Raw genomic sequence first — 25,563 nt, forward strand, 5'->3', positions numbered from 1 at the left:
GAAGATCTGGGCACTGAGCCGCGAGGAGGCGCCATGGTCGGTGACAGGGACACCGCTGACAGGTACTTCGAGCCCCAGGTGGAGACCATGCCGCGCGAGGAACTGCGCGCGCGGCAGGAGAAACAGCTCCTGGAGCTCGTGGAGTACGCCTACGCCAACTCGGCCTTCTACCGGGAGCTGTGGGACGAGCACGGGGTCCACCCGCGTGACATCCAGTCCCTGGAGGACTTCCGGGCACGCGTCCCCTTCATCACCAAGGACATGATCCGCGCCTACCGCAGCCGCACCGGCGACCCCTTCGCCGGTCTGCTCTGCGTCCCGGTCCAGGAGCTGACCTCGGTCTCCTCCAGTTCCGGAACCACCGGCGACCCGGAGTTCTTCGCCGAGATCTGGCAGGACGCCCCACCGCTGGTGACCGCACAGGTACGGGACCTGTGGGAACTGGGCCTCAGGCCCGGCGACCGGGTCCTGAGCCCGCCCGGCACCTTCCGCAACTTCATGGACGCCGGCTTCCAGGCACTGGGCGCGGTGGTCATCGAGGTCGACACCTGGATGGGCAACATGCCCGGCGTCGTCGAGGCCCTGCGCACCTACCGCCCCGCCTACCTGCAGATGATGTACCCGCAGATGGTGGAGCTGGAGCACCTGGCCGAGAAGACCGACCTGAGGGAGGCCTTCTCCTCCCTCAAGGGCGCCTCCTGCGCCGGCCAGCCCCTCAGCCGGAAGATGAAGGAGCGGATCCGCGACGACTGGGGCATCGACGTCTACGAGTACACCAGCGCCGCCGACACCGGCACCGCCTGGGAGTGCCGCGAGCACGACGGCTTCCACCTGTGGGAGGACACCGTGTTCGCCGAGTGCGTCGAGGTCGACGACCACGGGTGGCGCGACGTCCCCGAGAGCGACCTGGGCGAACTGGTCGCCACCGACCTGGACAACCGGGCCGCACCGCTGATCCGCTACCGCAGCGAGGACCTCGTCCGCCTCTCCCGCGACACCTGCGGCTGCGGCCGCACCCACGCCCGTATGTGGGTGGCCGGGCGGCGCGGCGACGAGACGGTGGTCCAGGGACGCTCCGTCGTCCTGCGGGACGTCTGGCAGGCGGTCGAGGACCAGCCGGAGACCGTCGCGGGCGTCTTCCAGATCGTCCGGGACCGGCGCGAGGTCGAGGAACTGCGGCTGCGTGTCGGCTACGACCCCCACCTGACCGGCGACGTCGACGCCCTGGCCGGACGCCTGAGCGAGGCCGTGCGCGAGCGGACCGGAGTCAAGCCGGTGCTCGACATGCGCACCGAGGAGGACCTGTTGAAGACCATGACCAGCGTCGCCAAGTTCCCCCGGGTGGTGAAGACCTGATGGCCCGCGCCGACACCTTGGCCCGGGCCAGGACGCTCGACCGCCCCGAACTCGCCTACCTCATGCGCTTCCCCACCGCCGACGGCGTCCGGGACCTGGAGCTGACCTGGGCGGAACTCGCCCGCGACACCGAGTGGGCCACCGCACGGCTGAGGGAGCACGGCCTCGCCGCCGGCCAGCGGGCCCTGCTGACCGCCTCCGGCTTCGAGGGCTTCTGGGGACGCGCGGTGATCGGCGCCCTGCGCACGCTGAAGGTGCCGTACGGCATCGCCGAGGCGATGGGCTGGGACCACCGCCGCACCGCGGTCTTCCACCGCGAACTGACCCCGCACGCGGTCATCGGCCTGTCGGCCCAGACGCTGGAGGGGCTCGCCGGCACGACCGACATCGGCGAGATGTTCCGCTCCACGCCCGTGGTGCTGGCCCGGCCCACCGCCGTACCGGTCCTGCGGGCAGTGGGGGTGACCGCCTCCGTGATCTCTGCGGTGGGACCGGCTCTCGCGCTGGAGTGCCCCGAGCGCAGCGGCGCACATGTCAACGCCGCCGAATGGCGGTTCGGCGAGCGGGACGGACAGCTGACCGTGGCGGCGGCGGAAGGGCGCACCTCGTCCCTGCCCGAGACACCGCTCGGCATCACCGGACGCGTCGTCGCGGGCCGGTGCGGCTGCGGCAACGACAACCCGCGAGTCCTGCTCGCCGAGGCCAACTGACCTATCCGATGGAGGAATTGAGCATGTCTGAAGGAGTGGTCGAAGGCCGGATCGCGGTCGTCACCGGCGCCGGCAACGGGATCGGCCGGGCACACGCCCTGGCGTTCGCCGCACACGGGGCCAAGGTCGTCGTCAACGACCTGGGCGGCGGACGGGACGGCGGGGGCGGCTCGGCCGGGCCCGCCCAGAGCGTGGTCGACGAGATCGTCGCGGCCGGCGGCGAGGCGGTGGCCAACACGGACGACATCTCCACCTGGGAGGGCGCCGGCCGGCTCGTCCAACAGGCCGTGGACACCTACGGCGGCCTGGACGTGCTGGTCAACAACGCCGGCATCCTGCGCGACCGGATGATCGTGTCGATGACCGAGCGGGACTGGGACAGTGTGATCGCCGTCCACCTCAAGGGCAGCTTCGCCACCCTGCACCACGCGGCCGCGCACTGGCGCGAGCGCGCCAAGTCCGGTCACGGCAACGACGCCCGGGTGATCAACACGACGTCCCCGTCCGGCATCTTCGGCAACCCCGGCCAGTCCAACTACGGCTCAGCGAAGGCCGGCATCGCGAGCCTCACGATCATCGCCGCCGCCGAACTCGCCCGCTACGGCGTGACGGTGAACGCCATCGCGCCCACCGCGCTGACCCGGCTTACCGAGGACATCGAGATGATGAAAAAGGCCGCCGAGCGTCAGGACCTGACCCCGGAGGCCATCTCGCCGCTGGTGGTGTGGCTGGGCTCGGCCGCCTCGCGCGAGGTCACCGGCCGGGTGTTCGGCGTCGTCGGCAACCGGATCACCGTGCTGGAGGGCTGGGCCAACGGCCCCACCGCGGGTGCCGAGACCCGCTGGACGCCGGAGGAGCTGTCCTCCGTCGTCCCGAACCTGGTGGCCAAGGCGGCTCCGAACGCCGACGCCCTGGGCAACCGGAACGGGGTCTGAGATGGCGACGACCCAACGCCCGGTCGCCGAGGGCCTGTTCACCTGGCCGCCAGCCGCCGCGCCCCTCCGGCTGATCGGCTCCGAGTGCCGGGTGTGCGGCCTGGTGAGCTTCCCGTCGGCCGTTACCTGTGTCCGGTGCACGAGCGAGGAGTCGAAGGAACGGCTCCTGGCGGACCGCGGCACGCTGTGGACGTACACGACCCAGGACTTCCGCCCGCCGTCCCCGCCGTACGACGGCCCCGAGGCCTTCGAGCCGTACGCGGTCGGATACATCGAGCTCCCCGGCGAGCTGCTGGTCGAGGCCAGGCTCACCGAACCCGACCCGGAGAAGCTGCGGATCGGGCAGACCATGCGGCTGACGCTCGTGCCCTACACCGTGGAGGACGACGGCACCGAGGTCGTCACCTTCGCGTTCGCCCCGGTCGAAGAGTCCACCCATGCCGAACAGGAGGCGTCATGACCGAGGCCGTCATCATCGGGGTGGGCCTGCACCCCTTCGGCCGGTTCGCCGGCAAGCCGGCGCTGGACATGGGCGCCGACGCCGTACGGCTGGCGCTCACCGACGCGGGAGTGACCTGGCCGCAGATCCAGGGCGGTTACATCGGCAGCTACGAGGTCGCCAACCCGGACGCGATCGTCGGCCGGCTCGGCCTGACCGGCGTACCCCTGCGCGGTGTCTTCAACGGCTGCGCCACCGCCGGTACGGCGGTGGCGCTGGCCGCCCGCGCCATCGAGACCGGCGAGCACGACCTGACCATCGCGATCGGCCTGGACAAGCACCCGCGCGGCGCGTTCGCCGCCGACCCGTCGGTGGCCGGCATCCCCTCCTGGTACGGACAGACGGGGCTCTTCCTCACCACGCACTTCTTCGGCATGAAGATCAACCGCTATATGCACGAGCACGGCATCTCCCACGAGACGCTCGCCCGCGTCGCGTCGAAGAACTTCCGCAACGCGGCCGGCAACGAGAAGGCCTGGCGCCGTACGCCCCTCTCGCCCGAGGAGATCCTCGCCTCCCCGGTCCTCAACTACCCGCTGCGCCAGTTCATGTACTGCGGCCCGAACGAGGGCGCCGCGGCGATCGTGATGTGCCGGGCGGACCAGGCCCACAAGTACACGGGGAAGCCGGTACGGGTCCGCTCCACCGCCCTGCGCAGCCGCAGGCTCGGCGCGTTCGAGGTGCAGAGCCCGTCCTTCCCGGTCGGGGAGCCCGTGGACAGCCCGAGCGTGGACGCCTCCCGGGCCGCGTACGAAAGCGCGGGCATCGGTCCCGAGGACGTCGACGTCGCCCAGCTCCAGGACACCGACGCCGGGTCGGAGATCATCCACATGGCGGAGAACGGCCTCTGCAAGGACGGCGAGCAGGAACGCCTCGTCGCCGAGGGCGCCACGGAGATCGGCGGCCGGCTCCCGGTCAACACCGACGGCGGACTGCTCGGCAACGGGGAACCGATCGGCGCGTCCGGGCTGCGCCAGATCCACGAGATCGTCCTCCAGCTGCGCGGTTCGGCGGGCGCCCGCCAGATCCCGGGAACGCCCCGCGTCGGCTACACCCACCTGTACGGCGCGCCCGGCGCGTCGGCGGTGACGATCCTCTCGACCTGAACCCCCTCCCTCTGAACCTCTCCCCGACCGCGGAGCGAACGCGATGGAATCCGACGACATGCAGGACTTCGCCGCCGAGGCACGCCGCTTCCTCGACGCGCACGTGGCGAAGGCCCCCGACCGCACCGCCGTCACCTGGGGCGAGGGCGACGACTCGATGGCGTACTTCAGCAGCCTCCCGCCCGACGAGGAACGGGAGTTCGTGCAGTGCGCCCGGGAGTGGCAGCGGATCCGCTACGAGAACGGCTTCGGCTGGATCACCGGACCGGTGGAGTACGGCGGCCGGGGCCTGACCCCCGTCCACGACCTGCTCTACGACGCCGTCGAGTCGGAGTACGACGTCGCCGACACCGGGGTGCTCAGTGTGATCGGCCTGGGCATGATCGGGCCGACGATCCTGGCGCACGCCCAGCCCCACATCAAGGACCGCTGGCTGCCGGCGATGTACCGCGGGGACGCCATCGCCTGCCAGCTGTTCAGCGAGCCCGGCGCGGGATCCGACCTGGCGAGCGTGGCGACCCGGGCCGTCCGCGAGGGCGACAGCTGGGTGCTGAACGGCCAGAAGGTGTGGACGTCGGTCGCCCAGCACAGCCAGATCGGCCTGGCCCTGACCCGCACGAACCCGGACGCTTCCAAGCACCGCGGCATCACCGCCTTCCTGGTCCCCATGGACACCCCGGGTGTCGAGGTGCGGCCGCTGCGGCAGATGACCGGCGGCGCGGACTTCAACGAGGTCTTCCTCACCGATGTCCGCATCCCGGACGACCACCGCCTGGGCGAGGTCGACGGCGGCTGGACCGTCGCCCTGACCACCCTGATGAACGAGCGCGCGACCGTCGGCAGCGAAGGGGTCGGCCCGGTGGGCGCCGCCCTGTCCCCGGACCACCTCTCGGCGCTCATGCGCGCCACCTGGACCTGGGACGACCGCGCCCTGCGCGCCCGTCTCGCGGAACTCCTGGTGGACGTCCTGGCCACCGAGCACCTCAACGCCCGCGCCCTGCGCAAACTGCGCGGCGGGGTCGCACCGGGCCCGGAGATGTCCGTCTCCAAGCTCATGTACGGCCAGAACCTGACCCGGGCCGCGCACTTCGTGTCCGACGTGCTCGGCCCCCGGATCATCGCCGACACCGGCCAGTGGGGCACGTACGCCTGGACCGAACTGCTCCTGGCCACCCCGGCGTTGCGCATCCTCGGCGGCACCGAGGAGATCATGAAGAACATCCTCGCGGAACGCGTCCTCGGCCTGCCCAAGGAACCGGTGACCGCCGCTGCCAAGGAGGTACGGCCGTGACCGCCGACGAGAGCGAACTGCGGGAACTGCGGGCGTCCGTACGGGAGTTCATGGACGCCAAGTCGCCCGAGGAGGCCGTACGCAAGCTCATGGAGAGCGAGCCGCGCTTCGACCCGGCGGTGTGGTCCCAGGCGGCCGACCAACTGCGCCTGCCCGGCCTCGCGATCCCGGAGGAGTACGGCGGCGACGGCTTCGGCCTCGTCGAACTCGGCGTCGTGCTGGAGGAGATGGGCCGAGCGCTGTTCTGCGCCCCCTTCTTCGCCACCGTCCTCCTGGCGTCCCAGGCCCTGCTGGCCTCGGGGGACAGGAACGCCTGTTCACGCTTCCTCCCCGGCATCGCGGCCGGACGGACCACGGCCACCCTCGCCGTCGCCGAGGACCACGGCTCCTGGGACCCCGCCATGGTCTCGGCGCGCGCGGTCCCGGACGGCGACAACGGCGGCTGGACGGTACGCGGCCGCAAGTCCTTCGTCATCGACGGTACGACGGCCGACCTGATCCTCGTGATCGCCCGTACCGTCGCCGGTCCCACCCTGTTCGCTGTGGAGCGGGGCGCGGTGGGACTCGCGGCGGAACCGATGGAGACGCTGGACGCCACCCGGGCGATGGCCCGGATGACGTTCGACGCCGTTCCCGCGACACTCGTCGGGACGCAGGGGGCGGGCGGGCGCATCATGGCCAGGGTCCTCGACATCGCCTCCGTCGGGCTGGCCGCCGAGCAGTCGGGCGGGGCGCGCCGGTGCCTGGAGACGAGTGCGGACTACGCCCGCGTCCGTCATCAGTTCGGCCGGCCGATCGGCTCCTTCCAGGCGGTCAAGCACAAGTGCGCCGACATGCTCGTCCAGGTGGAGTTGGCGGAGGCGGCGAGCCGGGAGGCCGCGCTGCTCGCCGACGAGGGCTCGGACGAGTTCCCGGTCGCCGCGGCCGTGGCCCACGCGTGCTGCTCACGGGCGTACATGTCCGCCGCCATGGAAAACATCCAGGTCCACGGCGGCATCGGCTTCACCTGGGAACACCCGGCCCACCTGTACTTCCGCCGGGCCAAGTCCTCACAGCTGCTGTTCGGCGGTCCGGCGGTGTACCACGAGCGGCTGCTGGACCGGCTCGGGATCTGACGGACGCGACATAGGTGAAGGCCCCGGGGAACCGGGGCCTTCACCTATGTGGCTTTTTCAGCCGCGCGCTGCATCGCCCAGCAGTGCCTTCGCGATGATGACCTGCTGGACCTGGCTGGTGCCCTCGTAGATGCGGAACAGCCGGGCGTCGCGGTAGAAGCGCTCGACGGCGACCCCGCGCATGTAGCCGGCGCCGCCGTGGATCTGCACGGCGCGGTCCGCGACCCGCCACACCATCTCGCTGGCGAAGTACTTCGTGCAGGACGGGCCGACCTTGGTGTCCGTGCCGGCGTCGAAGCCGCGAGCGGCCTCCAGGACGGTGGCGCGTCCGGCGTAGTAGTCGGTCTGCGAGTCGGCGATCAGGCCCTGGACGAGCTGGAAGGAGCCGATGAGCTTCCCGGACTGCTTGCGGGTGCTCGCGTAGGCGACCGACTCGTCGACCAGGCGCTCGGCCATGCCGACCATCAGGGCGGAGATGTGCACGCGGCCGTGGGCGATGCAGCCCATCGCGGTGGAGAAGCCCCGGTTGAGACCGGCGTCCCCGCCGACGAGGGCGGATGCGGGGACTCGTACGTCGTCGAAGAACACATCCGCGGTCCAGGCGCCGAACTGACCCATCTTGTGGTCCTTGGGAGCCACGGTGAGCCCCGGGGTGCCGGCCGGGACCAGGAAGGTGGAGATGCCGCGGGTGCGCGGGGCGTCGGGGTCGGTGCGGGCGAAGACCATGAAGACGTCGGCGAGGGGGGCGTTGGTGATGTAGCGCTTGGCGCCGTTGATCACCCACTCGTCGCCGTCGCCGTGTGCCTTCGTGGTGAGCGTCGAGGGGTCGGAACCCGCGTCGGGCTCGGTGAGCGCGAACGACGCCAGCACGTCACCCGAGGCGATCCTCGGCAGCCAGTGCGCCTTCTGCTCCTCCGTACCGCCGACCATGAGGACATGACCCGCGATGCCGTTGTTCGTGCCGAACATCGAGCGCAGGGACGGGGTCGTGTAGCCCAGCTCGAACATCAACTGGGCCTCCTCGTACATCGACAGCCCCAGCCCGCCGTACTCCTCGGGCAGCGCGAAGCCGAACAGGCCCATCTTCTTGGCCGCCTCGCGGATGTCCGCGGGCATCTCGTCCTTCTCGTCGATCTCCGCCTCGAGCGGCACGACGCGGTCCCGGACGAAACGCCGGACCTCGGACAGCACCGCGCTGAAGTCAGCCGCGTCCATGTCGACTCTCCCTTGTTGCCCTCATCGGTCTCATTGATCTGTTTGATCTGTCGCGTCGGACTTCTTCTCGGGCCGGTAGCACAGCGCGAGCAGCGCCGCCGCGCTCACCGTGCCGACCCCGGCTGCCAGCAAGGCGTGCCGGGCGCCCGCGTCCTGTCGGCGCAGCAGGCCGTCGAGCGAGTACCGGCCGTTGCCCAGCGCGGCCAGTGCGACGGCCGCGCCGCCCACGACACCGGCGTACTCCCAGCCGCCCTTGAAGACGAAGAAGCCCTTGCCGCGGTGGTCGGTGCGGGCCGCCACGGTCATCAGGCCGACGGCCACCGCGGCGGGGAGCGGGTTGGCCGCCCCGAGCGCGATACCGACGCCCGCGGCCATCTCGGTGCCCGCCGCCATCCGGGCGTGCACCTCGGCAGGCTTGAGGCCCAGTGCCTCGAACCAGCCCGTCGTCCCCTTGAGCCCACCCGGTCCGGCAACCTTGTTCCAGCCGTGCGCGAAGAGCATCGGGCCGAGGGTCGCGCGCAGCACGAGGGCGGCGGCGTCGTGGCTCTTCACTGGCCGACGCCCGTCGCCCGGCCCGCGGGAACAGCACCATACAACTGCGGTACGGCGTCGACGAGTTCGTCGTAGGTGAGGGCCTGGCCGGAGTGGCTGGGGTGGACGCCGGCGACCGTCCAGCCCTGCAGGCGGTTGAGGCGGTTGCCCTCGATGCGCAGGACCTGGCCGGTCAGCCAGGCCGCGCTGTCGGAGGCCAGGTAGACGACGACACCGGAGGCGTTGGCGGGATCGCGCGGGTCGAAGCCCTCGACGGCCTGGAGGGACTCGCCGACGGCCAGCCCGTCCGTCATCCGGGTGGCCGCGATCGGCGAGATGGCGTTCGCGGTCACGCCGTAGCGGCGCATCTCCAGAGCGGTCAGGACGGTGAGGCCCGCGATCCCGGCCTTGGCGGCGCCGTAGTTGGACTGGCCCTGGTTGCCGAACAAGCCGGTCCCGGACGTCGTGTTGATCACGCGGCCGGTCACCCGCTCGCCCCGCTTCGACGCCTCACGCCAGTACGCGCAGGCGTGCCGGGTGAGGGCGAAGGTGCCCTTCAGGTGCACCGCGATGACGGTGTCGAACTCGGCCTCCGTCATCGAGAACAGCATGCGGTCGCGCACGATCCCCGCGTTGTTCACCACGATGTCGAGGCGGCCGAACTCCGCGACGGTGTCCGCGACCATGGTCTCGGTCGCCGCCCAGTCGGTCACCGAGGAGTGGTTGGCGAGCGCTCGGCCGCCGAGCTTGGTGATCTCGGCGACGACCTCGTCGGCGGGGGAGTCGCCGGTCTGCTCGCCGTGTATGCCCGAGCCGAGGTCGTTCACCACCACGGTCGCGCCGGCTTCGGCGAGCGCCAGGCAGTGCGCCCGGCCAAGCCCTCTGCCGCCGCCGGTGACGATGGCGACCTTGTCGTCGAGGATGCCCACGCCGTACCTCCAGATAGATGAGTTCAGTTGAGTTCGCGGAGCACTTCGTCGGTGTGCTCGCCGAGTGTCGGAGCGCCGCCGCGCGGCTTCTCGTCGACGCCCCAGAAGGCGACCGGAGTCGCCACCGTGCGCAGGGGCGGCGCCTCACCCATGCCGGGTTGCTCGACGAAGGCACCTACCGCCTCCGCCTGCGGATCGGCCGCCACCTCCGCCAGGGTCTGCACGGGCGCCCACCACACGCCCTCGGCGTCGAAGCGCTCGGCCCACTCCTCCAGCGGCCGCTTCGCGAACTCCTCGTCGAACGCGGCGATCAGTTCGCGTACGTGGCCGCGCCGGGCCTTGCCGGTCGCGAAGCGCTCGTCCGTCGCGAGGTCCTCGCGGCCGAGTGCCTTGACGACCCCGGGCCAGTGCCGGTTGCCCTCCAGGCCGACCAGCCAGAACCAGCGGTCGTCGGCGGCCCGGTAGGAGTTGTAGAGCGGTGACTCGTGCTCGGTGCGGTGGCGGGTACGGCCGCGCTTGCCGAAGAAGTTCTGCAGCGCGAGGTCGTTTCCGTTGGCGTACGTCCCGGACCGCAGCAGGGACACGTCCACCACCCCGCCCTCGCCGGTGCGTTCGCGCCGCAGCAGCGCGGCCAGCACCCCGGCGACCAGGTTGGCCGCGGCCGTACGGTCGCCGAGGCCGGGCCGGATGCCGGGCGGCGGCTCCCCGGCGGGGTTGAGCATGGCCGCGATGCCGGGCCGGGCCCAGAACGCTGAGACGTCGTACCCCGCGCGGTCGCGCTCGGCGCCTGTCCAGCCGTAGCCCGTCAACGTGCCGACGACCAGGCGGGGGTGGCGAGCCCGCAGCTCGTCGGGTCCGAGACCCAGCCGCTCCAGAGCACCAGGGCGCAGGTTGGTGACGAATACGTCGGCTCGCTCCAACAGCCGCTCCAGTACGTCCTTGCCGTCCTCGGAGCGCAGGTCGAGGACGATTCCGCGCTTGCCGCGGTTGTCGGTCTCGAACGGAGGAGCGCTGTCGATGTCCTGGCCGACATGCTTGAGCGTGTACCGGTTGGGGTCGCCGGTCGGCGCCTCCACCTTCACCACGTCCGCGCCCCAGTCGGCGAGCATGGTGGCCGCGGCCGGTGCCGCCACCCACATGCCCAGCTCGACCACGGAATAGCCCTCCAGTGGCCGCACGGGCCCACCTCCAGATCATCGGGCGCTTGTACGCCTGCTGTACGCCTGCTACACGCCGCGGAAGTCGCCCGGTCGGCGTTCCCGGAAGGCTTTGAGCCCCTCGGCCCGGTCCTCGGTGGAGAACAGCACCGCGACGGTCTCGCGCTCGTACGCGATCGCCGCCTCCAGGTCCATGCCGAGGCCGTAGTCGACGAGCCGTTTGCCCGCCGCGAGCGCGAGCGGGGCCCCGGCGGTCAGCTTCGCGGCCAGGGCTTCGGCGGTCTTGAGCGCACCGCCGGGCTCGGCGAGTTCGTTGACGAGCCCGAGCGCGTGGGCCCGCTCCGCGTCGATCGGCTCGCCGGTGAGGATCATCTGCTTGGCGATAGCCGGCGGCAGGAGGCGGGGCAGCCGCTGGGTGCCGCCCGCGCCCGGCAGCACGCCGAGCTTCATCTCGGGCAGGCCCAGCCGGGCGCCGCGCTCGGCCACCCGCAGATCGCAGGCGAGGGCCAGCTCCAGACCGCCGCCGAAGGCGAACCCGTGGACGGCCGCGACCGACGGCTTGGGGAAGTTCTCCAGGAGCGCGAACGCCTCGGTCAGGCGCCCCACGAAGGCACGGAACTGCCCGGGTGCCGTGAACGACTCGATCTCACCGAGGTCGGCACCGGCCGAGAAGGCCCGTCCCGCACCGGTGACGACCAGGGCGCGTACGTCGTCGTTGTCGCGGAGGTCGGCGAGGGCCTGTGTCAGCCGGTCGACGGTCTCGGTGCCGATGGCGTTGAGCTGCCCCGGCCGGTCGAGGGTCAATACGGCGATCCGGTCGCGGAGTTCGACACGCAGCACGGTGCTCACCTCAGACCATCGTCAGTCCGCCGCTGACCGAGAGCGTCTGCCCGGTCATGTAGGCGGCGTCGTCGGACGCGAGGAAGGCCACCACACCGGCGATCTCGGCGGGCTGGGCGACGCGGCGCAGCGGGATGGCCCGCACCGTGGCGTCGTACATCTTCTGGCTGTAGTCGGCGACCTGTCCGAGCAGCGCGGTCTCGGTCGGTCCCGGGCAGACGCTGTTGACGGTGATGCCGTGCCGGGCGACCTCGCGGGCCAGTGCCTTGCCGAAGGCGATGACGCCGCCCTTCGTCGCGGAGTACACCACCTCGCCGGACGAGCCGACGCGGCCGGCGTCCGAGGCGATGTGCACGATCCGGCCGCCACCGCTTTCGATCATCGAGTCGAGCACCACCCGGGTCACCGTGATGGTGCCGCGCAGATTGACGTCGATGATCCGGTTCCAGGTGTCCTCGGTGCTGTCGACGAAGCGGCCGATGACGTCGACGGCCGCGTTGTTGACCAGGATGTCCACCGGACCGAGGTCGACGGTCACCCGCTCCACGGCCGCGTGCACGGCCGCGCTGTCGGAGATGTCCACGCCGACCCCCGTCGCCCGCACTCCGTACCGCTCGACGAGCCGGCCCGCGACCTTGGTGGCGGCCTCCGCGTCCAGGTCGCAGACGGCGACCGCGGCCCCCTGGGCGGCGAGCCGGTCGGCGATCGCCTCGCCGATACCGCGTCCCGCTCCGGTGACGAGTGCCACCTTGTCCCGTACGCTCACGCGCCCTCCCTCGCCTAGGTCCCGATACAGCGCTATCGTATAACTACTTCAGCTAAATAAGCGAGATGCGTGAGTGGAGCCGAGCATGCGCCGAACGATCTTCGCCGAGGAACACGAGCTGTTCCGCGAGACCGCCCGCACCTTCTACCTGCGTGAATGCGCCCCGTACGCCGAGCAGTGGGAGCGTGACGGGCAGGTGAGCCGGGCCGCGTGGGCGGCGGCGGGCAAGGCCGGACTCATCGGCTGGCAGTTCCCGGAGGAGTACGGCGGCCAGGGCATCCGGGACTTCCGCTACAACGCCATCATGGCGGAGGAGATGGCGGCCACCAGCACGGTCGGCATCGGACTGGGGCTGCAGAACGACGTGCTCCCGCCCTACCTGATGAACCTCACCACCTCGGAGCAGAAGGCCCGCTGGCTGCCCGGGGTGATCAGTGGGGAGACAATCTGCGCGCTCGCCCTGTCGGAGCCGTCCGCCGGGTCCGACCTCAAGGCCATCCGCACCACGGCCCGCCGGGACGGCGACGAGTGGGTGATCGACGGCTCCAAGACCTTCATCACCAACGGCATCCTGGCCGACCTGGTCATCGTCGCCTGCAAGACCGACCCGGAGGCCGGCCACAAGGGCATCAGCCTGATCGTCGTCGAGCGCGGAGCCGAGGGCTTCGAGCGGGGACGCAAGCTCGACAAGGTCGGCATGAAGGCCCAGGACACCGCCGAGCTCTTCTTCCACGAGGTCCGGGTCCCGGCCGAGAACCTCATCGGAGAGGAGGGCCGCGGTTTCTACCACATGATGGGCAACCTCCCCACGGAACGGCTCGCCATCGCCGTCTCCTCGCTGGCCGCCGCAGAGCGGGCCTACACGCTGGCGCTGGACTACGCCAAGACCCGCACCGCCTTCGGGCAGCCCATCGGGGAGTTCCAGGCCAACCGGTTCGCGCTCGCCGACATCAGGGCCACGCTGAACGCCGCCCGGGTGTACGTGGACGGCTGCATCATGGCCCTGTTCCAGGGCGAGCTGACGGCCGACGAGGCCGCCGCCGCCAAGTACTGGACCTCCGAGACCGGCTGGCAGGTCATCGACCGCTGCATGCAGCTCTTCGGCGGCTACGGCTACGTCAACGAGTACGAGATCGCGCGCATCTGGCGGGACAGCCGGGTACAGCGGGTCTTCGGCGGGACCTCGGAGATCATGCTGGAGATCATCGGGCGGTCGCTGGGCCTGTAGTCCGCGGCCGGAGTTGTGGTCCGCGGCCCGGAGTGTTCTGAACTTATTGACTACCTTGGCTAAATAGGTTAGCTATTTAGCCTGGATGTGCGCAGTGTTGCGCGGTCTCTAGGAGGTACCCGTGGTCACGGTCGATGTGCAGCTTCACCAGGACAGAGCGGAGCACGACCTGCCGCAGCCGCGTCTGGTCATCGGCGGCAAGGACGTCACCGACACCAGCGGCGGACTCTACGAGCACCGCAACCCGGCGACCGGCCTCGTCCAGGCGCTCATCCCGCTCGCCGGGCCCACCGAGGTGGACCAGGCCGTGGCCGCCGCCCGTCAGGCCTTCGAGGTGTGGGGCACCATGCGCCCCGCCGAGCGCCGCCGGCTGCTGACCCGCTTCGCCGGACTGCTGCGCGACCACATCCCCGACTTCGCGGCGATCTGCCCGCTGGAGAACGGGGTGTGCATCGGCGGCTGGGCGGAGAACGTCGGACCGCACGTCGCCGAGTGGACCGAGTACTACGCGGGCTGGGCCGACAAGATCGAGGGCATGGTAGGCGCGGCCTACAGCCCGCACGAGAACGTCGAGTACACCATCGCCGAGCCGTACGGCGTCATCGGCCACATCATCACCTGGAACTCGCCCGCGCTGTCGCTGGCCATGAAGGTCCCGCCGTCGCTCGCCGCCGGCAACACCGTGGTCATCAAACCAGCCGAGTCCACGCCGTTCTCCGCGCTGCTCTTCGCCGACCTGGCCCGCGAGGCGGGCATCCCCGAGGGCGTCGTCAACGTCGTCACCGGGCTCGGCGACGCGGGATCGGCCCTGGTGACCCACCCCGGCGTCGACAAGATCTCCTTCACCGGCGGTCCCGCCACCGCGCGCCGCATCATGGCCGACGCGGCCCTCAGCCTCAAGCCGGTCGTGTTCGAACTGGGCGGCAAGTCCGCCAACCTGCTCTTCGCCGACACCGACCTCGACTCCGTCGTCCCGTACTGCGCCGCCTTCGCCATGAGCAACACCGGCCAGGGCTGCGCACTGCCCACCCGGCTGCTGGTGGAGCGCTCCATCTACGAGGAGGTCATCGCCCGGGTCACCGGGGTGGTCGCCCACCTGCCGGTCGGTGACCCGCTCGACCCGACGACGTACATCGGCCCGCTCATCAACGAAGCCGCCCGCGACCGCGTCCAGGGCATGGTCGCCAAGGCGATCGAGGACGGTGCCGGCCGGCTCGTGTACGGCGGCGAACGGATCGAATCCGACGGCTACTTCGTGACCCCGACCGTCTTCGCCGACGTGGACAACCGCAGCGACCTCGCCCAGCAGGAGGTCTTCGGCCCGGTCCTGGCCATCACCCCGTTCGACACCGAGGACCAGGCCGTCGCCCTGGCCAACGACAGCGAGTACGGCCTGTCCGCCTACATCCAGTCCCGTGACATCACGCGCGTCAACCGCCTTGTGCCGCGCCTGAAGGCCGGGACGGTCTACGTCAACCCCGGCCCGAATCCGATCACTTCGCCCGCCACACCCTTCGGCGGCGTCGGCATGAGCGGGTTCGGGCGGGAAGGCGGCAAGGCCGGTCTGGACGAGTTCATCAACGTGAAGGGCGTCGGCATCGGCCGCGTCTGACCGACCATGGGGAGCATTCTTGTGAATCCCGCCCGCCGCCTGACGTTCGGCGACATCATCCGTGAGCACCGAAGGTCCTTCCCCGACAAGGTCGCCCTCGTCGACGGCGATGTCCGGCTGACCTGGCCCCAGCTGGACGAGCGCACCAACCGACTCGCAGGCGCCCTCACGGACGCGGGCGTCGGCTCCGGCGACCGCATCCTGTGGCTGGGCCAGAACTCCTTCCGGATCTGGGAGCTGCTCGGCGCCGCCGCGAAGGTGGGCGCCATGGTCTGCCCCGGCTACTGGCGCTGGGCCGCCCCCGAGATGGCCTTCGCCGTCGAGGACTTCGACCCCAAGGTCGTCGTCTGGCAGGACGAGGAGATCGGCGGCACGGTCGCCAAGGCGCGGGCTGAACTCGGCAGCGACCACCGTGCGTTGTGGCTGCAGCACGACACCGAGGGCGCCGACTCCTACGAGTCCTTCCTGTCCTCCGGCTCACCCGAGGACCCCGTCGCCGACGTCGACCCCGACGCCGCCCTGCTGGTCATCTACACCGCGGCGATCTCCGGGAGGCAGTCCGGCTCGATGCTCTCGCACCGCAACCTGCTCGCCATGGGCGCGAGCGCCGCCTGGATGGGGGACATCGGCACGGAGACGTCGTTCCTCGGCGCCGGGCCCATGTTCCATATCGGCAACTACCAGTTCTGGGGTGTCCCGGCCTTCGTGCACGGCGGCAAGAACGTGGTCGTCCGCCGCGTGGTCGCCGAGGAACTGCTCCCGCTGCTGGCGGGCGAGCAGTGCACGCACGCCTACCTGATGCCCCCGACCATCGCGCAGCTCGTCGCGCTGAACCGCGAGGCCGGGCACGACCTGTCCCACCTGCGCGCGAGCGTCGCCGCGCAGCTGTGGCAGGGTACCGTCCCCACCGACGAGAGCCGCTTCACCCGCAACGGCGGCGGCATGGGCCGCGGTTACGGGCAGACCGAGGTGACCGGCTTCGCGGTGACCGGCGCCTACGGCGGCACCGGCACCGGCAACGCGGGCCGCCCCGGCCCCTTCACCGCCGTACGCGTCCTGGACGGCACCGGCAACGAGTGCGCGGTCGGCGAGGCCGGCGAGATCTGTGTCCGCGGCGACCTCGTGCACCTCGGCTACTGGAACCGGCCCGAGATCAACGAGGAACGCTTCCGCTTCGGCTGGTGGCACACCACCGACCTCGGCCGGCGCGAGGCCGACGGCACGATCAGCTTCCTCGGGACGACGACCCGGATGCTCAAGTCGGCTGCCGAGAACATCTTCCCGGCCGAGGTGGAGAACTGCATCGAGTCCCACCCCGCGGTGAAGGAGGCCGCCGTGATCGGCGTGCCCAACGAGCGCTGGGCGCAGGACGTCAAGGCCGTGGTGGTGCTCCAGCCGGGCGCCGAGCCGGTCACGGCGGAGGACGTCATCGAGCACTGCCGGGCGCGGATCGCCTCGTACAAGAAGCCGAAGACGGTCGAGTTCGTCGACGCACTGCCGCGCACCAAGGACTACGCCAAGGACTACGAGACGCTCGACGAGCGCTTCGGCGGGGGCGGCTATCCCGGCGGCGAACAGCTCGGCGCGGGGCGGTGACCCGGTGAACCCCCGCCAACCCGTCGTCGTCGGTGTGCACGCCACCGAACAGGCGCTGAAGCTTCCCGACCGCGACGCCATGGACCTCGCCCTCGAAGCGGTACGCGGCGCGATCGCGGACGCCGGACTCACCCCGGCCGACGTCGACGGCGCCCAGGTCGACTGGCCAGGCCCCGGCGGCGTACCCGGCGAGGGCAGCTCCTGGGCGCGGATGCTCGGCCGGGACCTGCGCTGGACCAGCGACTCGATGCTCGACAACGCCGGCTCGCGAGGCCTGCTGAAGGCGGCCGCCGCCATCAGCGCCGGATACGCGGACACCGTCGTCGTCGGCGGCTGCAAGCTCGTCTCGCGCGGAGCCGGTCCCGTCGGGGCGGGCGTGCCGCTGGAGTTCGCCGACGTGTGGGGCAGCTATGTCGTCGCCCAGTTCGCGCTGGTCGCGGCACGGCACATGCACGAGTACGGCACGACCTCCCGGCAACTCGCCGAAGTGGCCGCCACGATTCGCAACAACGGCACGACCAACCCGGAGGCGATGATGTACGGCCGCGGCCCGTACACCGCCGACGACGTGCTGGCCTCCCGGATGGTGGCCACGCCCTTCCACCTGCTGGACTGCTGCATCGTCGGCGAAGGCGGCGCAGCCATGGTGGTCACCACCGCCGAAAGGGCCCGCGACCTGCCGCATGTGCCCGTCGCCGTCCTCGGCGGTGGCATGGAGTACCACCAGGCGGCGTACGCCAACCCGGCCCTGCACCGGGAAGTCGGTCAGCTCGGCCGGGACGCCGCCACCCGCGCCTACGCCATGGCCGGTGTCGGCCCGCTCGACGTGGACGTCTTCTCCCTGTACGACCCCAACTCCTTCGAGATCATCCGGCAGTTGGAGGCCCTCGGCCTGTGCGGCGAGGGCGAGGGCGGACCACTGGCGGCCAGCGGTGCCATCGCCGTGGGCGGCAAGCATCCCGTCAATCCCGACGGGGGCTGTCTGTCGTACGCGTGGAACGGGACGCAGCAGATGACGCTCAAAGTCGTCGAGGCCGTACGGCAGTTGCGCGGCACCGCCGTGCACCAGGTCGAGGGCGCCGAGCTCGCGGTCGTCGGGAACGCCGGGTCCGGCGCACAGCACTACGAGATGAGCCTGCTGGGGAGAGCGCGATGAGCCGGCCCGTACCCGTCCCCACCGAACTGTCCGAACCGTTCTGGGACGCGGCCCGACGCGGCCAACTGGTCGTCCCCTACTGCCCGAGCTGTGAGCTGCGTTTCTTCGTCCCCGAGCCCGCCTGTCCCGGGTGCATGGCGCCGAACTGGCATTACGTGCCGAGCGTGGGCCGCGGGACCGTGTACTCGGTGACCGTGGTGCACCGCGCACCCGGTCCCGGCTTCGACGGGCCCTTCGCGCTCGCCGTGGTCGACCTCGACGACGGCGGCACCCTGCTCTCCCACGTCGACGCCGGCGATCCGCACTCCGTGGCCATCGGCATGCGGGTGCGCGTCGACTTCCGGCCCTTGACCAACGCGATCACGTTGCCGTACTTCGTGCCGGAGCGCTGACCGAAGCGGTTGACTCACTCTTGTGAAAACTGGGTGAGCTAAGTGTATTTAGATAGCGGTATCGAGCGGTAGCATCGGCGCGTCATCGTGCGGGCCCATCGGAGTGGCCTGTCACTTGGAGCATCGCTGGGGACCTCAGTGGCAGTGCACGCGCGTGCGTCGAAGAGACAAGGCCAAGGCCCAAGGGGCAGCGGAGCCCGGCGACAGCCCTCACTCCGCACCGTCCTGCTCATCCTGGCTCTGGTGCCCAGCGTGACCCTCGTGGCCCTGTGGCTGGCGAGTTCCGCGCAGCTCTACACGGACTGGCAGAGACAGAAGGACCGCAACGCGGCCTCCAACGCGGCGGCACGTCCCATCATGGCGGCCTTCTTCGACCTCCAGGAGGAACGACGGCTCAGCGGCGCCGAGTTGGCCACCCCGCGGGCTACCAGAAGGCGCTGCGCACGCAGCGCGCCCGCACCGACGCCGACGTCACGACCGTCCAGGAACTGCCCGACAGCGGCTGGAGCGCCCCGGACGACATCCGCGCCAAGGTCGTCCAGGTGGGCAGGAACCTGCGGAAACTCTCCGACTACCGGGCGGCGGTGGACCAGCGGACCGCCTCCCAGCAGCAGACGTTCGACCGCTACACGGCCCTCATCTCCGGCCAGTTGAACGTGTTCACCACCCTGAGCCACGTGGGTCTGCCCAACATCGACTACCTCGCCCGGCCGGCCATCGACTCGGTCTGGGGCATGGAGATGATCTCGCGGGAGAACGCGCTCTTCACCCGCGGCACGGTCACCGGACGGCTCACCGGCACCGAACGCGGGCAGCTGGCCGGGTGGATCGGCTCCCAGCACTTCGTCTACGACAACAAGGTCGTACCCCTGGTCCCGGACGACCAGGCCGCGTTCTACCGGAAGTTGATGGCGGGCGGCGCGTGGAAGCAGAAGACGAAGGCTGAGCAGAACGTCCTGTCCAGCACCGGAACCGGCAAGTTCTCCAAGGGACTCGGTACGACGTGGAGCGACAGCGTCGGGCCGGTCACCACCCAGCTGCAACAGCTCAACGCCACCTACTCGGCGACCCTGACGGCGGCCACCGAGAAGGAACTGAACGCGATGGTACGGCGGTTGATCGTCACCAGCGTCATGGGAGCGGTGGCGGTCCTTCTGGTCGTCCTGGTCAGCGCGCTGCTCACCCGGACACTGCGCCGCCGGATCTCCGCGCTGCGTGCAGCCGCCCTGGACCTGCAGACCCGTATGCCGGCCGTGGTCGAACGCCTGCGCAGCGGAGACGTCGTCGACCTGGACGCCGAACTCCCCGCCATCCAGCACGGCGACGACGAACTGGGCCAGCTCGGCCAGGCGTTGAACCTCGCCCGCCACAGCGCCCTGGACACGACGATGGCTCAGGTCTCGCAGTTCCGCGGCTTCGAGAAGCTGCTCCAGCGCATCGCCCGGCGCACCCAGCTGCTCATCGGACTCCAGATGAAGAAGCTCAGCGAACTGGAGCGCCGGCACGAGGATCCCGAGGTCCTTGAGGGCCTGTTCGACCTCGACCATCTGACCGCCCGGCTGCGGCGCTACGAGGAGAACCTGGTGATCCTCGGCGGTGGCCAGCCGCAGCGGCGCTGGCGCAAGCCCGTCCTGCTGCTCGACGTGCTCCGCTCCGCGCAGAGCGAGGTGCAGGACTACCGGCGGATCCAGATCGACGTCGAGGACCGGGTGTGGCTGGCCGAGCGCGCGGTCGGCCTGGTGATCCACGTACTGGCCGAACTCATGGAGAACGCGGTGGGCTTCTCCCGGCCGCCGACGCCCGTGGAGGTGTACGCCGCCCGGGTCGGCCGCGGTCTCGCGGTGGAGATCGAGGACCGCGGCGTCGGCATGGACCCCGAGCAGTACGACGAGGCCAACCGGCTGATGACCGAGCCGCCCCGCATGGACGTCATGTCCCGGGCGGACGACGTCAGGCTCGGCCTCTACGTGGTGGCCCGGCTGGCGCGTGCCCTCGACCTCCAGGTGGAACTGCGGCCCTCCTCGTTCGGCGGCACCCGGGTCGTCGTACTCATCCCCGACGAACTCGTCGTCGAGGCCGCAGGACCGACCGGACCGACCGGACCGGCGCCCGAAGCGGCCGACGCCGCCTGGCCGCCGCCCCCTGAGACGGCCGTCGCGGACGGGCCCGGCGCGGAGCACGGGACGGCCGCGGACGTGGACACCCTGGTGACCGGCCGCGTCGGATCGCCCGCAGCCGCGGCACCCCTGAGCGATGTGTGGACCCCGCCGCCGCGCCCGCACCCCGTGCCGCAGACGGTCGCCGCACCACACGGGAACGGCACCCTGCGCGTGGAGGTCGCGCCGGACGTGCGACCGCTGCCCAAACGGGTGCGCCTGGCCAGTCTCGCCGACGAACTGCGGGACCCGAACGCCGGCCCGGGTGCCCAGCCGACCGACGAGCGGACATCGGCCCGGCGGTCCGCACCCACCCGCTCCGGCGCGACGATCGGCGCCTTCCAGCGCCAGTCCCGGATGGTCCGGCGTGACGTTCCCCCGACCGACCACGAACCCACCGACGTGCTGCCGCAGCGTAGACGCATCCCGACGGAAGACTGACCATGACAATGCGAACGACCGCCACCCATCCGGACCTCGACTGGTTGCTGGACGGCCTGGTCGAACAGGTTCCCGGAACGCACCACGCCATCGTGCTGTCCGACGACGGGCTGGTGGTCAGCCAGTCCGCCGCCATCGCCCGCGGCGACGCCGAGCGCCTCGCCGCCATCGCCACAGGGCAGCAGTCCCTGGCCCGCGGGGTCGGCCAGCTGTTCGGCGGCGGTTCGGTGCACCAGGTGATCGTCGAGCTGGCCGACCTGTGGCTGTTCATCTCCGCCGCGGGCCGTGGCACTCATCTGGCTGTCGTGGCGTCCCAGGAAGTGGATGCCGAGTTGATGGCCGTGGCCATGCACACCCTGATGCAGCAGGTGGGCCAGCGCATGAGCACCGAGACGCGCTTCGGGGCGCCCGCCGACGAGCGCGGTGTACGTGAGTGAGCCACTGGATGGACGGCCTCGAAGCAGGGGATGCGGAGGAGCTGTCGGTCAGGCCTTACACGATCACCCAGGGCCGAACGGCACCCGCGCGCGACGACCTCACCCTGATCACCCTCGTGACGACCGTCGAACCGGCACCGGGCCGGGCCGGTCTGCGCGGCCTGCAGCCCGAGCACCGCTCGATCCTCCAGCAGTGCCGCACACCCGCGGCGGTGGCGGAGATCGCCGCGGAACTGAACCTGCCCGTGGCGGTGACGAAGATCCTGATCGACGACCTGGTGGCGCTGGGCAGGGCGACGACCCGCCCGCCGATCGCCGTAGCGGTAGGGAACACAATGGACATGACACTTCTTCGGGCGGTGAGGGATGGCCTTCGTAGACTCTGACCCCGCGGGCCGACCCTATGACGGCTCGGCTCCCGCGGCGGTCAAGATCCTTGTGGCCGGTGGCTTCGGGGTGGGAAAGACGACCCTGGTCGGGGCGGTGAGCGAGGTGGCGCCGCTGCGCACCGAGGAGTACCTGACCGTCGCGAGCGTGGGCGTCGACGACGTCGAGGGCGTCGAGCGGAAGGCCACCACCACGGTGGCCATGGACTTCGGCCGCATCATGGTCAACCCCCGACTGGTGGTCTACCTCTTCGGGACGCCCGGCCAGGAGCGCTTCTGGTTCATGTGGAACGACCTCGTGCACGGCGCGCTCGGCGCGGTGGTCATCGCCGACACCCGGCGGCTGGAGTCCAGCTTCGCGTCCATCGACTTCTTCGAGAGCCGCGGCATCCCCTTCGTGATCGGCGTCAACTGCTTCCACGGCCGCCAGGAGCGCAGCGAGCGGGAGATCCGGGAAGCGCTCGACCTCGACCCGGAAGTCCCCTTGGTGATGGGGGACATGCGACAGCGGGCGGTCGGCCGCGACCTGCTGCTCGCGCTGGCCGAACATCTCATTGCCGCGAACTCGGTAACCTAGTTCAATCAGTTATCTAGTAGAGTGAACCGTCTACCCGGTGCTCGGACTGTGTCCCGCACCTGTGGGTCGGACGGAGGTGGGCCCGGTGACGAGTACGACGGGGCGGCAGGGCGGTGCCGGCGGGGGTGTGAACGGTGTCAAGGTTCGCGTCCCCAAGATGGCCGAGCTGGTGGCGGCACAGCTGCGCCGCAAGATCGTGCGCGGAGAGCTGGCCGAGGGCGAGGCGCTGCCGGCCGAATCGGCGCTGATGGCGGAGTTCGCCGTCTCCCGGCCGACGCTGCGTGAGGCGTTCCGGGTCCTGGAGTCGGAGTCGCTGATCAGCGTCCGCCGGGGCGCCCGGGGCGGGGCACGCGTGCAGACCCCGGAAGGCACGGTCGCGGCCCGGTACGCCGGGGTGGTCCTCGAATACCGGGGCACCACCCTCAAGGACGTCTACGACGCCCGTACGGTCATCGAGGCGCCGTGCGCCGGGCTGCTGGCCGAGCGGCGCACGGACGAGGACCTCGAGCGGCTGCGGGCCGCCGTCGCCGAGGCCGAGCGGCTCATGGACGACCCCTCGGCGTTCATCCGCGCCCACATGGAGTTCCACGCCCTCGTCGTCGAGCTGGCGGGCAACGAGACGCTGAGCGTCCTCAACGGCATGGTCCGGAACATCATCGACCAGGCGAACTGGTCCCACGTCGACCTCGACGCCGGTACCCCCGAGAACGTACGGGCCAACCGCCGGGGCTTCCGCGCCCACGGAGCGCTCGTCGAACTGGTCGCCGCGCGCCGGACTGAGGCCGCCGAGGAGCTGTGGCGCGTGCACCTGCAGGAGGCCGAGGACTATCTGCTGCAGAACAGGTCCATGACCACCGTCCTGGACCTGCTCGGCTGACACCCCCCACCGGCTCGGCGAGCGTCACTCGGGAGTGCGCAGCTCCTGCACGATGGGCTCCCACACCTCGGCGTCGATCTCGTACGCCGTGTAGAAGGACACCCGGTCCACCAGCGACCCGTAGCGGCGCCGGATCTCGCCCGCGACCCGCTCCGGTTCCGCCACGACCGCGAAGGTGTGCAGCACCTCGTCGTCGACGAGGCGGCTCATCGCCTCCCACTTGTCCTCGCGCCGGGACGTCGACAACGCGTGCAGCTCGTCGCCGAGTTCGCCCCAGCCGTGCAGCTCCAGCACCCCGCGATAGGCGGGTGTGCTGCCGTAGAAGGCGATCTGGGCACGGGTGCCGTCGATCGCGCGGGTCATCTCCTCCTCCGTGCGACCGGTCGCGGTCAGCAGCAGATGGGACACGGCGAAGTCGGCCCGCGTACGGCCGGACGCGGCGAGCCCCGCCTCCACGGTCGGCAGGGTCACCTCCCGCAGATACCGCTCTGTGGTGAAGCCGTGCGCGAGGAGCCCGTCGGCGACCTCGCCCGCCACCCGGGTCATCGCCTGGCCGACCGCGGCCACGAACACCTTCGGCGCGCCGCCGGGAGCGGGCGGGGGAGAGAAGAAGGGCGACATCAGGGTGTGGGTGTAGAAGTCGCCGCGGAAGTCGAGCTTCGCGCCCTCGTTCCAGGCGGCCCAGATCGCGTGCAGCGCGCTCACGTACTCCCGCATACGGGCCGCGGGCCGGCTCCACGGCATGTCGAAGCGCCGCTCGATGTGCGGCTTGATCTGGCTGCCGAGGCCGAGCGAGAACCGTCCGCCGGCGTAGGTCTGCAGGTCGTGCGCGGTGTACGCGAGCTGCATGGGGGAGCGGGCGAAGGCCACCGCGATGGCCGTTCCCACTTCCAGCCGGTCGGTGTGCTCGGCCGCCAGCACCAGCGGCAGGAAGGGGTCGTGCTTGGACTCCGACGCCCACAGGCCGTCGTAGCCGGCCTTCTCGTGGTGCCGGGCCTCCTCCACGACCTCCGTGGTGCTCCACACGTTGAGCTTGCCGTCGACCTTCATGCCGCTCCCTTGTCCTTTTCCATGCCGTTGTCCGTGCCGCTGTCCAGGCCGATTCGCTGTGCGAGCAGCTCCCGGTGGTACGCCGGATCCCCGAACAGCAGCTGTGACGTCTTGGCCCGCTTCAGATAGAGGTGGGCCGGGTGCTCCCAGGTGAAGCCGATGCCGCCGTGCACCTGGATGTTCTCCTGTGTCGCCTGTACGCACGCGTCGGAGCAGAACGCCTTGGCCAGGCTGGCCACAGCGGGCAGCTCCGGGTCGGCGCTCTCGGAGTTCTCCGACGCGAGCAGGGCGTAGTGGGCGGCGGCGCGCGCCGACTCCACCTCCAGCAGGACGTCGGCGAGCAGATGCTTCACGGCCTGGAAGGAGCCGATGGGGCGTCCGAACTGGTGGCGCACCTTGGCGTACTCCACCGCCATGTCGAGCGCGCGGGAGGCCACCCCGACCTGCTCGGCGGCCAACGCCACCGCGGCCCGGTCGAGCACCTCCGAGACCAGGTCCCAGCCGTCGCCGTGCGTACGCAGCCTGGTCGCCGGTACGTCCCGGTAGTCGAGGCGGGCCTGGCGGCGGGTCGGGTCCATCGTGGGCAGCGGTGTGCGGGTCAGGCCGGTCGCGTCGCCGTCCACCCAGAACACCCCGATGCCGTCACCGATGCCGTCACCGATGCCGTCACCGGTGCCGTCGCCGGTTCGGGCGACGGTGAGGACGACATCAGCGGTGGCGCCGTCGAGGACGAACATCTTGTGCCCGCTCAGCAGCCAACTCCCGTTGCTCTCCCGTGCGGTGAGCCGGACACCCGCCGCGTCCCAGCGGGCCGAGTCCTCGGTCAGGGCGAGTGTCCCGACCAGTTCACCGGAGGCCAGGCCCGGCAACAGGCGCTTGCGGGCGTCCTCGTCGGCGCAGCGCAGCAGCGTGGTCGTCGCCAGCACCACCGAGGACAGGAACGGCGCACACAGCAGCGCACGGCCCATCTCCTCCATCACCACGCCCACTTCGACCGGTCCGCACCCGGCACCGCCGTACTCCTCGGGGACCGCCAGGCCCTGCAGCCCGAGCTCCGTCCCCATCCGGCGCCACAGCGCCCGGTCGAAGCCCTCCGGCGTCTCCATCAGGCGGCGCGTCTCGGTCTCGGGCGAGGTGTGGGCCAGGAACGCCCGTACGGTGCGCCCCAGTTCCTCCTGCTCCTCGCTGAACGCGAAGTCCATGCC

25 protein-coding genes are annotated in these 25,563 nt (G+C 70.9%); 17 read left to right on the top strand and 8 right to left on the bottom strand.

What is annotated here, in order from left to right; all coding sequences use genetic code 11:
• Nucleotides 1–33 precede the first annotated feature (33 nt).
• The 7 genes from ACFVYN_RS28510 to ACFVYN_RS28540 are packed head-to-tail and all read left to right on the top strand — an operon-like array spanning nt 34 to nt 7,012.
• Entirely contained in the window at nt 34–1,356 is a 1,323-nt protein-coding gene (locus ACFVYN_RS28510) for a phenylacetate--CoA ligase family protein (protein WP_390003315.1), read from the top strand.
• Nucleotides 1,356–2,066 carry a hypothetical protein gene (locus ACFVYN_RS28515; RefSeq protein ID WP_390003317.1) on the top strand — a complete coding sequence of 237 codons (711 nt, stop codon included), beginning with the start codon at nt 1,356–1,358 and terminating at the stop codon, nt 2,064–2,066. Before ACFVYN_RS28510 ends, ACFVYN_RS28515 begins: the two co-directional genes overlap by 1 nt.
• Before the next feature lie 23 nt (nt 2,067–2,089).
• Nucleotides 2,090–3,001 (top strand): SDR family oxidoreductase, encoded by a 912-nt coding sequence (locus tag ACFVYN_RS28520; protein WP_390003319.1) that lies wholly within the window; start codon nt 2,090–2,092, stop codon nt 2,999–3,001.
• Between the two features lies 1 nt (nt 3,002).
• A complete protein-coding gene (locus tag ACFVYN_RS28525; protein WP_390003321.1) occupies nt 3,003–3,461 on the top strand; it encodes a Zn-ribbon domain-containing OB-fold protein in 459 nt (152 codons plus the stop codon).
• A complete protein-coding gene (locus tag ACFVYN_RS28530) occupies nt 3,458–4,606 on the top strand; it encodes a thiolase family protein (RefSeq protein WP_390003323.1) in 1,149 nt (382 codons plus the stop codon). Before ACFVYN_RS28525 ends, ACFVYN_RS28530 begins: the two co-directional genes overlap by 4 nt.
• A 43-nt stretch (nt 4,607–4,649) precedes the next feature.
• Nucleotides 4,650–5,897, top strand: a complete 1,248-nt coding sequence (locus tag ACFVYN_RS28535) for an acyl-CoA dehydrogenase family protein (protein ID WP_390003325.1) — start codon at nt 4,650–4,652, stop codon at nt 5,895–5,897.
• On the top strand, nt 5,894–7,012 hold the full coding sequence (locus ACFVYN_RS28540) for an acyl-CoA dehydrogenase family protein (protein WP_390003328.1): 1,119 nt from the start codon (nt 5,894–5,896) through the stop codon (nt 7,010–7,012). The genes ACFVYN_RS28535 and ACFVYN_RS28540 overlap by 4 nt, the downstream gene beginning before the upstream one ends.
• A 57-nt stretch (nt 7,013–7,069) precedes the next feature.
• On the opposite strand, the gene ACFVYN_RS28545 is transcribed toward ACFVYN_RS28540, so the two are convergent.
• Genes ACFVYN_RS28545 through ACFVYN_RS28570 form a run of 6 tightly spaced genes read right to left on the bottom strand, consistent with a single transcriptional unit; the run spans nt 7,070 to nt 12,450 of the window.
• Nucleotides 7,070–8,227 (bottom strand): acyl-CoA dehydrogenase family protein, encoded by a 1,158-nt coding sequence (locus tag ACFVYN_RS28545; RefSeq protein ID WP_390003330.1) that lies wholly within the window; start codon nt 8,225–8,227, stop codon nt 7,070–7,072.
• Between the two features lie 30 nt (nt 8,228–8,257).
• The gene (locus ACFVYN_RS28550; RefSeq protein ID WP_390003333.1) at nt 8,258–8,779 is read right to left on the bottom strand and encodes a DoxX family protein; all 522 of its coding nucleotides are present in this window, start codon (nt 8,777–8,779) and stop codon (nt 8,258–8,260) included.
• Nucleotides 8,776–9,687 carry an SDR family NAD(P)-dependent oxidoreductase gene (locus ACFVYN_RS28555; protein ID WP_390003336.1) on the bottom strand — a complete coding sequence of 304 codons (912 nt, stop codon included), beginning with the start codon at nt 9,685–9,687 and terminating at the stop codon, nt 8,776–8,778. Before ACFVYN_RS28555 ends, ACFVYN_RS28550 begins: the two co-directional genes overlap by 4 nt.
• 23 nt (nt 9,688–9,710) lie before the next feature.
• Entirely contained in the window at nt 9,711–10,865 is a 1,155-nt protein-coding gene (locus tag ACFVYN_RS28560; protein WP_390003338.1) for a CaiB/BaiF CoA transferase family protein, read from the bottom strand.
• A 48-nt stretch (nt 10,866–10,913) separates the two neighbouring features.
• Entirely contained in the window at nt 10,914–11,693 is a 780-nt protein-coding gene (locus tag ACFVYN_RS28565) for an enoyl-CoA hydratase/isomerase family protein (RefSeq protein WP_390003341.1), read from the bottom strand.
• 1 nt (nt 11,694) lies between these two features.
• A complete protein-coding gene (locus ACFVYN_RS28570) occupies nt 11,695–12,450 on the bottom strand; it encodes an SDR family NAD(P)-dependent oxidoreductase (RefSeq protein WP_390003344.1) in 756 nt (251 codons plus the stop codon).
• A gap of 85 nt (nt 12,451–12,535) precedes the next feature.
• On the opposite strand from ACFVYN_RS28570, the gene ACFVYN_RS28575 reads away from it, so the two are divergent.
• The 10 genes from ACFVYN_RS28575 (at nt 12,536) to ACFVYN_RS28620 (ending at nt 23,308) form a co-directional block, all read left to right on the top strand.
• Nucleotides 12,536–13,678, top strand: a complete 1,143-nt coding sequence (locus ACFVYN_RS28575; RefSeq protein ID WP_390003346.1) for an acyl-CoA dehydrogenase family protein — start codon at nt 12,536–12,538, stop codon at nt 13,676–13,678.
• Nucleotides 13,679–13,799: 121 nt separating this feature from the next.
• Entirely contained in the window at nt 13,800–15,290 is a 1,491-nt protein-coding gene (locus tag ACFVYN_RS28580) for an aldehyde dehydrogenase family protein (RefSeq protein ID WP_390003349.1), read from the top strand.
• Between the two features lie 21 nt (nt 15,291–15,311).
• Complete coding sequence (locus ACFVYN_RS28585; RefSeq protein WP_390003352.1) at nt 15,312–16,886, top strand: AMP-binding protein; 1,575 nt, start codon at nt 15,312–15,314, stop codon at nt 16,884–16,886.
• 4 nt (nt 16,887–16,890) lie between these two features.
• Nucleotides 16,891–18,042, top strand: coding sequence for a thiolase family protein (locus tag ACFVYN_RS28590; protein WP_390003355.1), 1,152 nt, complete (start codon nt 16,891–16,893; stop codon nt 18,040–18,042).
• On the top strand, nt 18,039–18,434 hold the full coding sequence (locus tag ACFVYN_RS28595; RefSeq protein ID WP_390003358.1) for a Zn-ribbon domain-containing OB-fold protein: 396 nt from the start codon (nt 18,039–18,041) through the stop codon (nt 18,432–18,434). Before ACFVYN_RS28590 ends, ACFVYN_RS28595 begins: the two co-directional genes overlap by 4 nt.
• A 269-nt stretch (nt 18,435–18,703) precedes the next feature.
• The gene (locus tag ACFVYN_RS28600) at nt 18,704–21,031 is read left to right on the top strand and encodes a nitrate- and nitrite sensing domain-containing protein (RefSeq protein WP_390003361.1); all 2,328 of its coding nucleotides are present in this window, start codon (nt 18,704–18,706) and stop codon (nt 21,029–21,031) included.
• Between the two features lie 8 nt (nt 21,032–21,039).
• Nucleotides 21,040–21,468, top strand: a complete 429-nt coding sequence (locus ACFVYN_RS28605; RefSeq protein WP_390003426.1) for a roadblock/LC7 domain-containing protein — start codon at nt 21,040–21,042, stop codon at nt 21,466–21,468.
• An 8-nt stretch (nt 21,469–21,476) separates the two neighbouring features.
• Entirely contained in the window at nt 21,477–21,854 is a 378-nt protein-coding gene (locus ACFVYN_RS28610) for a DUF742 domain-containing protein (protein ID WP_030660822.1), read from the top strand.
• Complete coding sequence (locus ACFVYN_RS28615) at nt 21,835–22,431, top strand: ATP/GTP-binding protein (protein WP_390003365.1); 597 nt, start codon at nt 21,835–21,837, stop codon at nt 22,429–22,431. Before ACFVYN_RS28610 ends, ACFVYN_RS28615 begins: the two co-directional genes overlap by 20 nt.
• Nucleotides 22,432–22,516: 85 nt before the next feature.
• On the top strand, nt 22,517–23,308 hold the full coding sequence (locus ACFVYN_RS28620) for a FadR/GntR family transcriptional regulator (protein WP_390003368.1): 792 nt from the start codon (nt 22,517–22,519) through the stop codon (nt 23,306–23,308).
• A gap of 24 nt (nt 23,309–23,332) precedes the next feature.
• On the opposite strand, the gene ACFVYN_RS28625 is transcribed toward ACFVYN_RS28620, so the two are convergent.
• Together ACFVYN_RS28625 and ACFVYN_RS28630 are read right to left on the bottom strand one after the other, a co-directional pair.
• The gene (locus ACFVYN_RS28625) at nt 23,333–24,358 is read right to left on the bottom strand and encodes a TIGR03617 family F420-dependent LLM class oxidoreductase (RefSeq protein ID WP_390003371.1); all 1,026 of its coding nucleotides are present in this window, start codon (nt 24,356–24,358) and stop codon (nt 23,333–23,335) included.
• Nucleotides 24,355–25,560, bottom strand: coding sequence for an acyl-CoA dehydrogenase family protein (locus ACFVYN_RS28630; RefSeq protein ID WP_390003373.1), 1,206 nt, complete (start codon nt 25,558–25,560; stop codon nt 24,355–24,357). The genes ACFVYN_RS28625 and ACFVYN_RS28630 overlap by 4 nt, the downstream gene beginning before the upstream one ends.
• Nucleotides 25,561–25,563: the final 3 nt, after the last annotated feature.

It is taken from the genome of Streptomyces sp. NPDC058307, assembly GCF_042880295.1.
Lineage (GTDB): Bacteria > Actinomycetota > Actinomycetes > Streptomycetales > Streptomycetaceae > Streptomyces.

Bases quoted from the DNA above. Each gene is read 5' to 3' on its own strand.
- ACFVYN_RS28510 (WP_390003315.1), top strand. From the start codon at position 34: ATGGTCGGTGACAGGGACACCGCTGACAGGTACTTCGAGCCCCAGGTG.
- ACFVYN_RS28515 (WP_390003317.1), top strand. From the start codon at position 1,356: ATGGCCCGCGCCGACACCTTGGCCCGGGCCAGGACGCTCGACCGCCCC.
- ACFVYN_RS28520 (WP_390003319.1), top strand. From the start codon at position 2,090: ATGTCTGAAGGAGTGGTCGAAGGCCGGATCGCGGTCGTCACCGGCGCC.
- ACFVYN_RS28525 (WP_390003321.1), top strand. From the start codon at position 3,003: ATGGCGACGACCCAACGCCCGGTCGCCGAGGGCCTGTTCACCTGGCCG.
- ACFVYN_RS28530 (WP_390003323.1), top strand. From the start codon at position 3,458: ATGACCGAGGCCGTCATCATCGGGGTGGGCCTGCACCCCTTCGGCCGG.
- ACFVYN_RS28535 (WP_390003325.1), top strand. From the start codon at position 4,650: ATGGAATCCGACGACATGCAGGACTTCGCCGCCGAGGCACGCCGCTTC.
- ACFVYN_RS28545 (WP_390003330.1), bottom strand. From the start codon at position 8,227: ATGGACGCGGCTGACTTCAGCGCGGTGCTGTCCGAGGTCCGGCGTTTC.
- ACFVYN_RS28575 (WP_390003346.1), top strand. From the start codon at position 12,536: ATGCGCCGAACGATCTTCGCCGAGGAACACGAGCTGTTCCGCGAGACC.
- ACFVYN_RS28595 (WP_390003358.1), top strand. From the start codon at position 18,039: ATGAGCCGGCCCGTACCCGTCCCCACCGAACTGTCCGAACCGTTCTGG.
- ACFVYN_RS28605 (WP_390003426.1), top strand. From the start codon at position 21,040: ATGCGAACGACCGCCACCCATCCGGACCTCGACTGGTTGCTGGACGGC.
- ACFVYN_RS28610 (WP_030660822.1), top strand. From the start codon at position 21,477: ATGGACGGCCTCGAAGCAGGGGATGCGGAGGAGCTGTCGGTCAGGCCT.
- ACFVYN_RS28615 (WP_390003365.1), top strand. From the start codon at position 21,835: ATGGCCTTCGTAGACTCTGACCCCGCGGGCCGACCCTATGACGGCTCG.
- ACFVYN_RS28625 (WP_390003371.1), bottom strand. From the start codon at position 24,358: ATGAAGGTCGACGGCAAGCTCAACGTGTGGAGCACCACGGAGGTCGTG.
- ACFVYN_RS28630 (WP_390003373.1), bottom strand. From the start codon at position 25,560: ATGGACTTCGCGTTCAGCGAGGAGCAGGAGGAACTGGGGCGCACCGTA.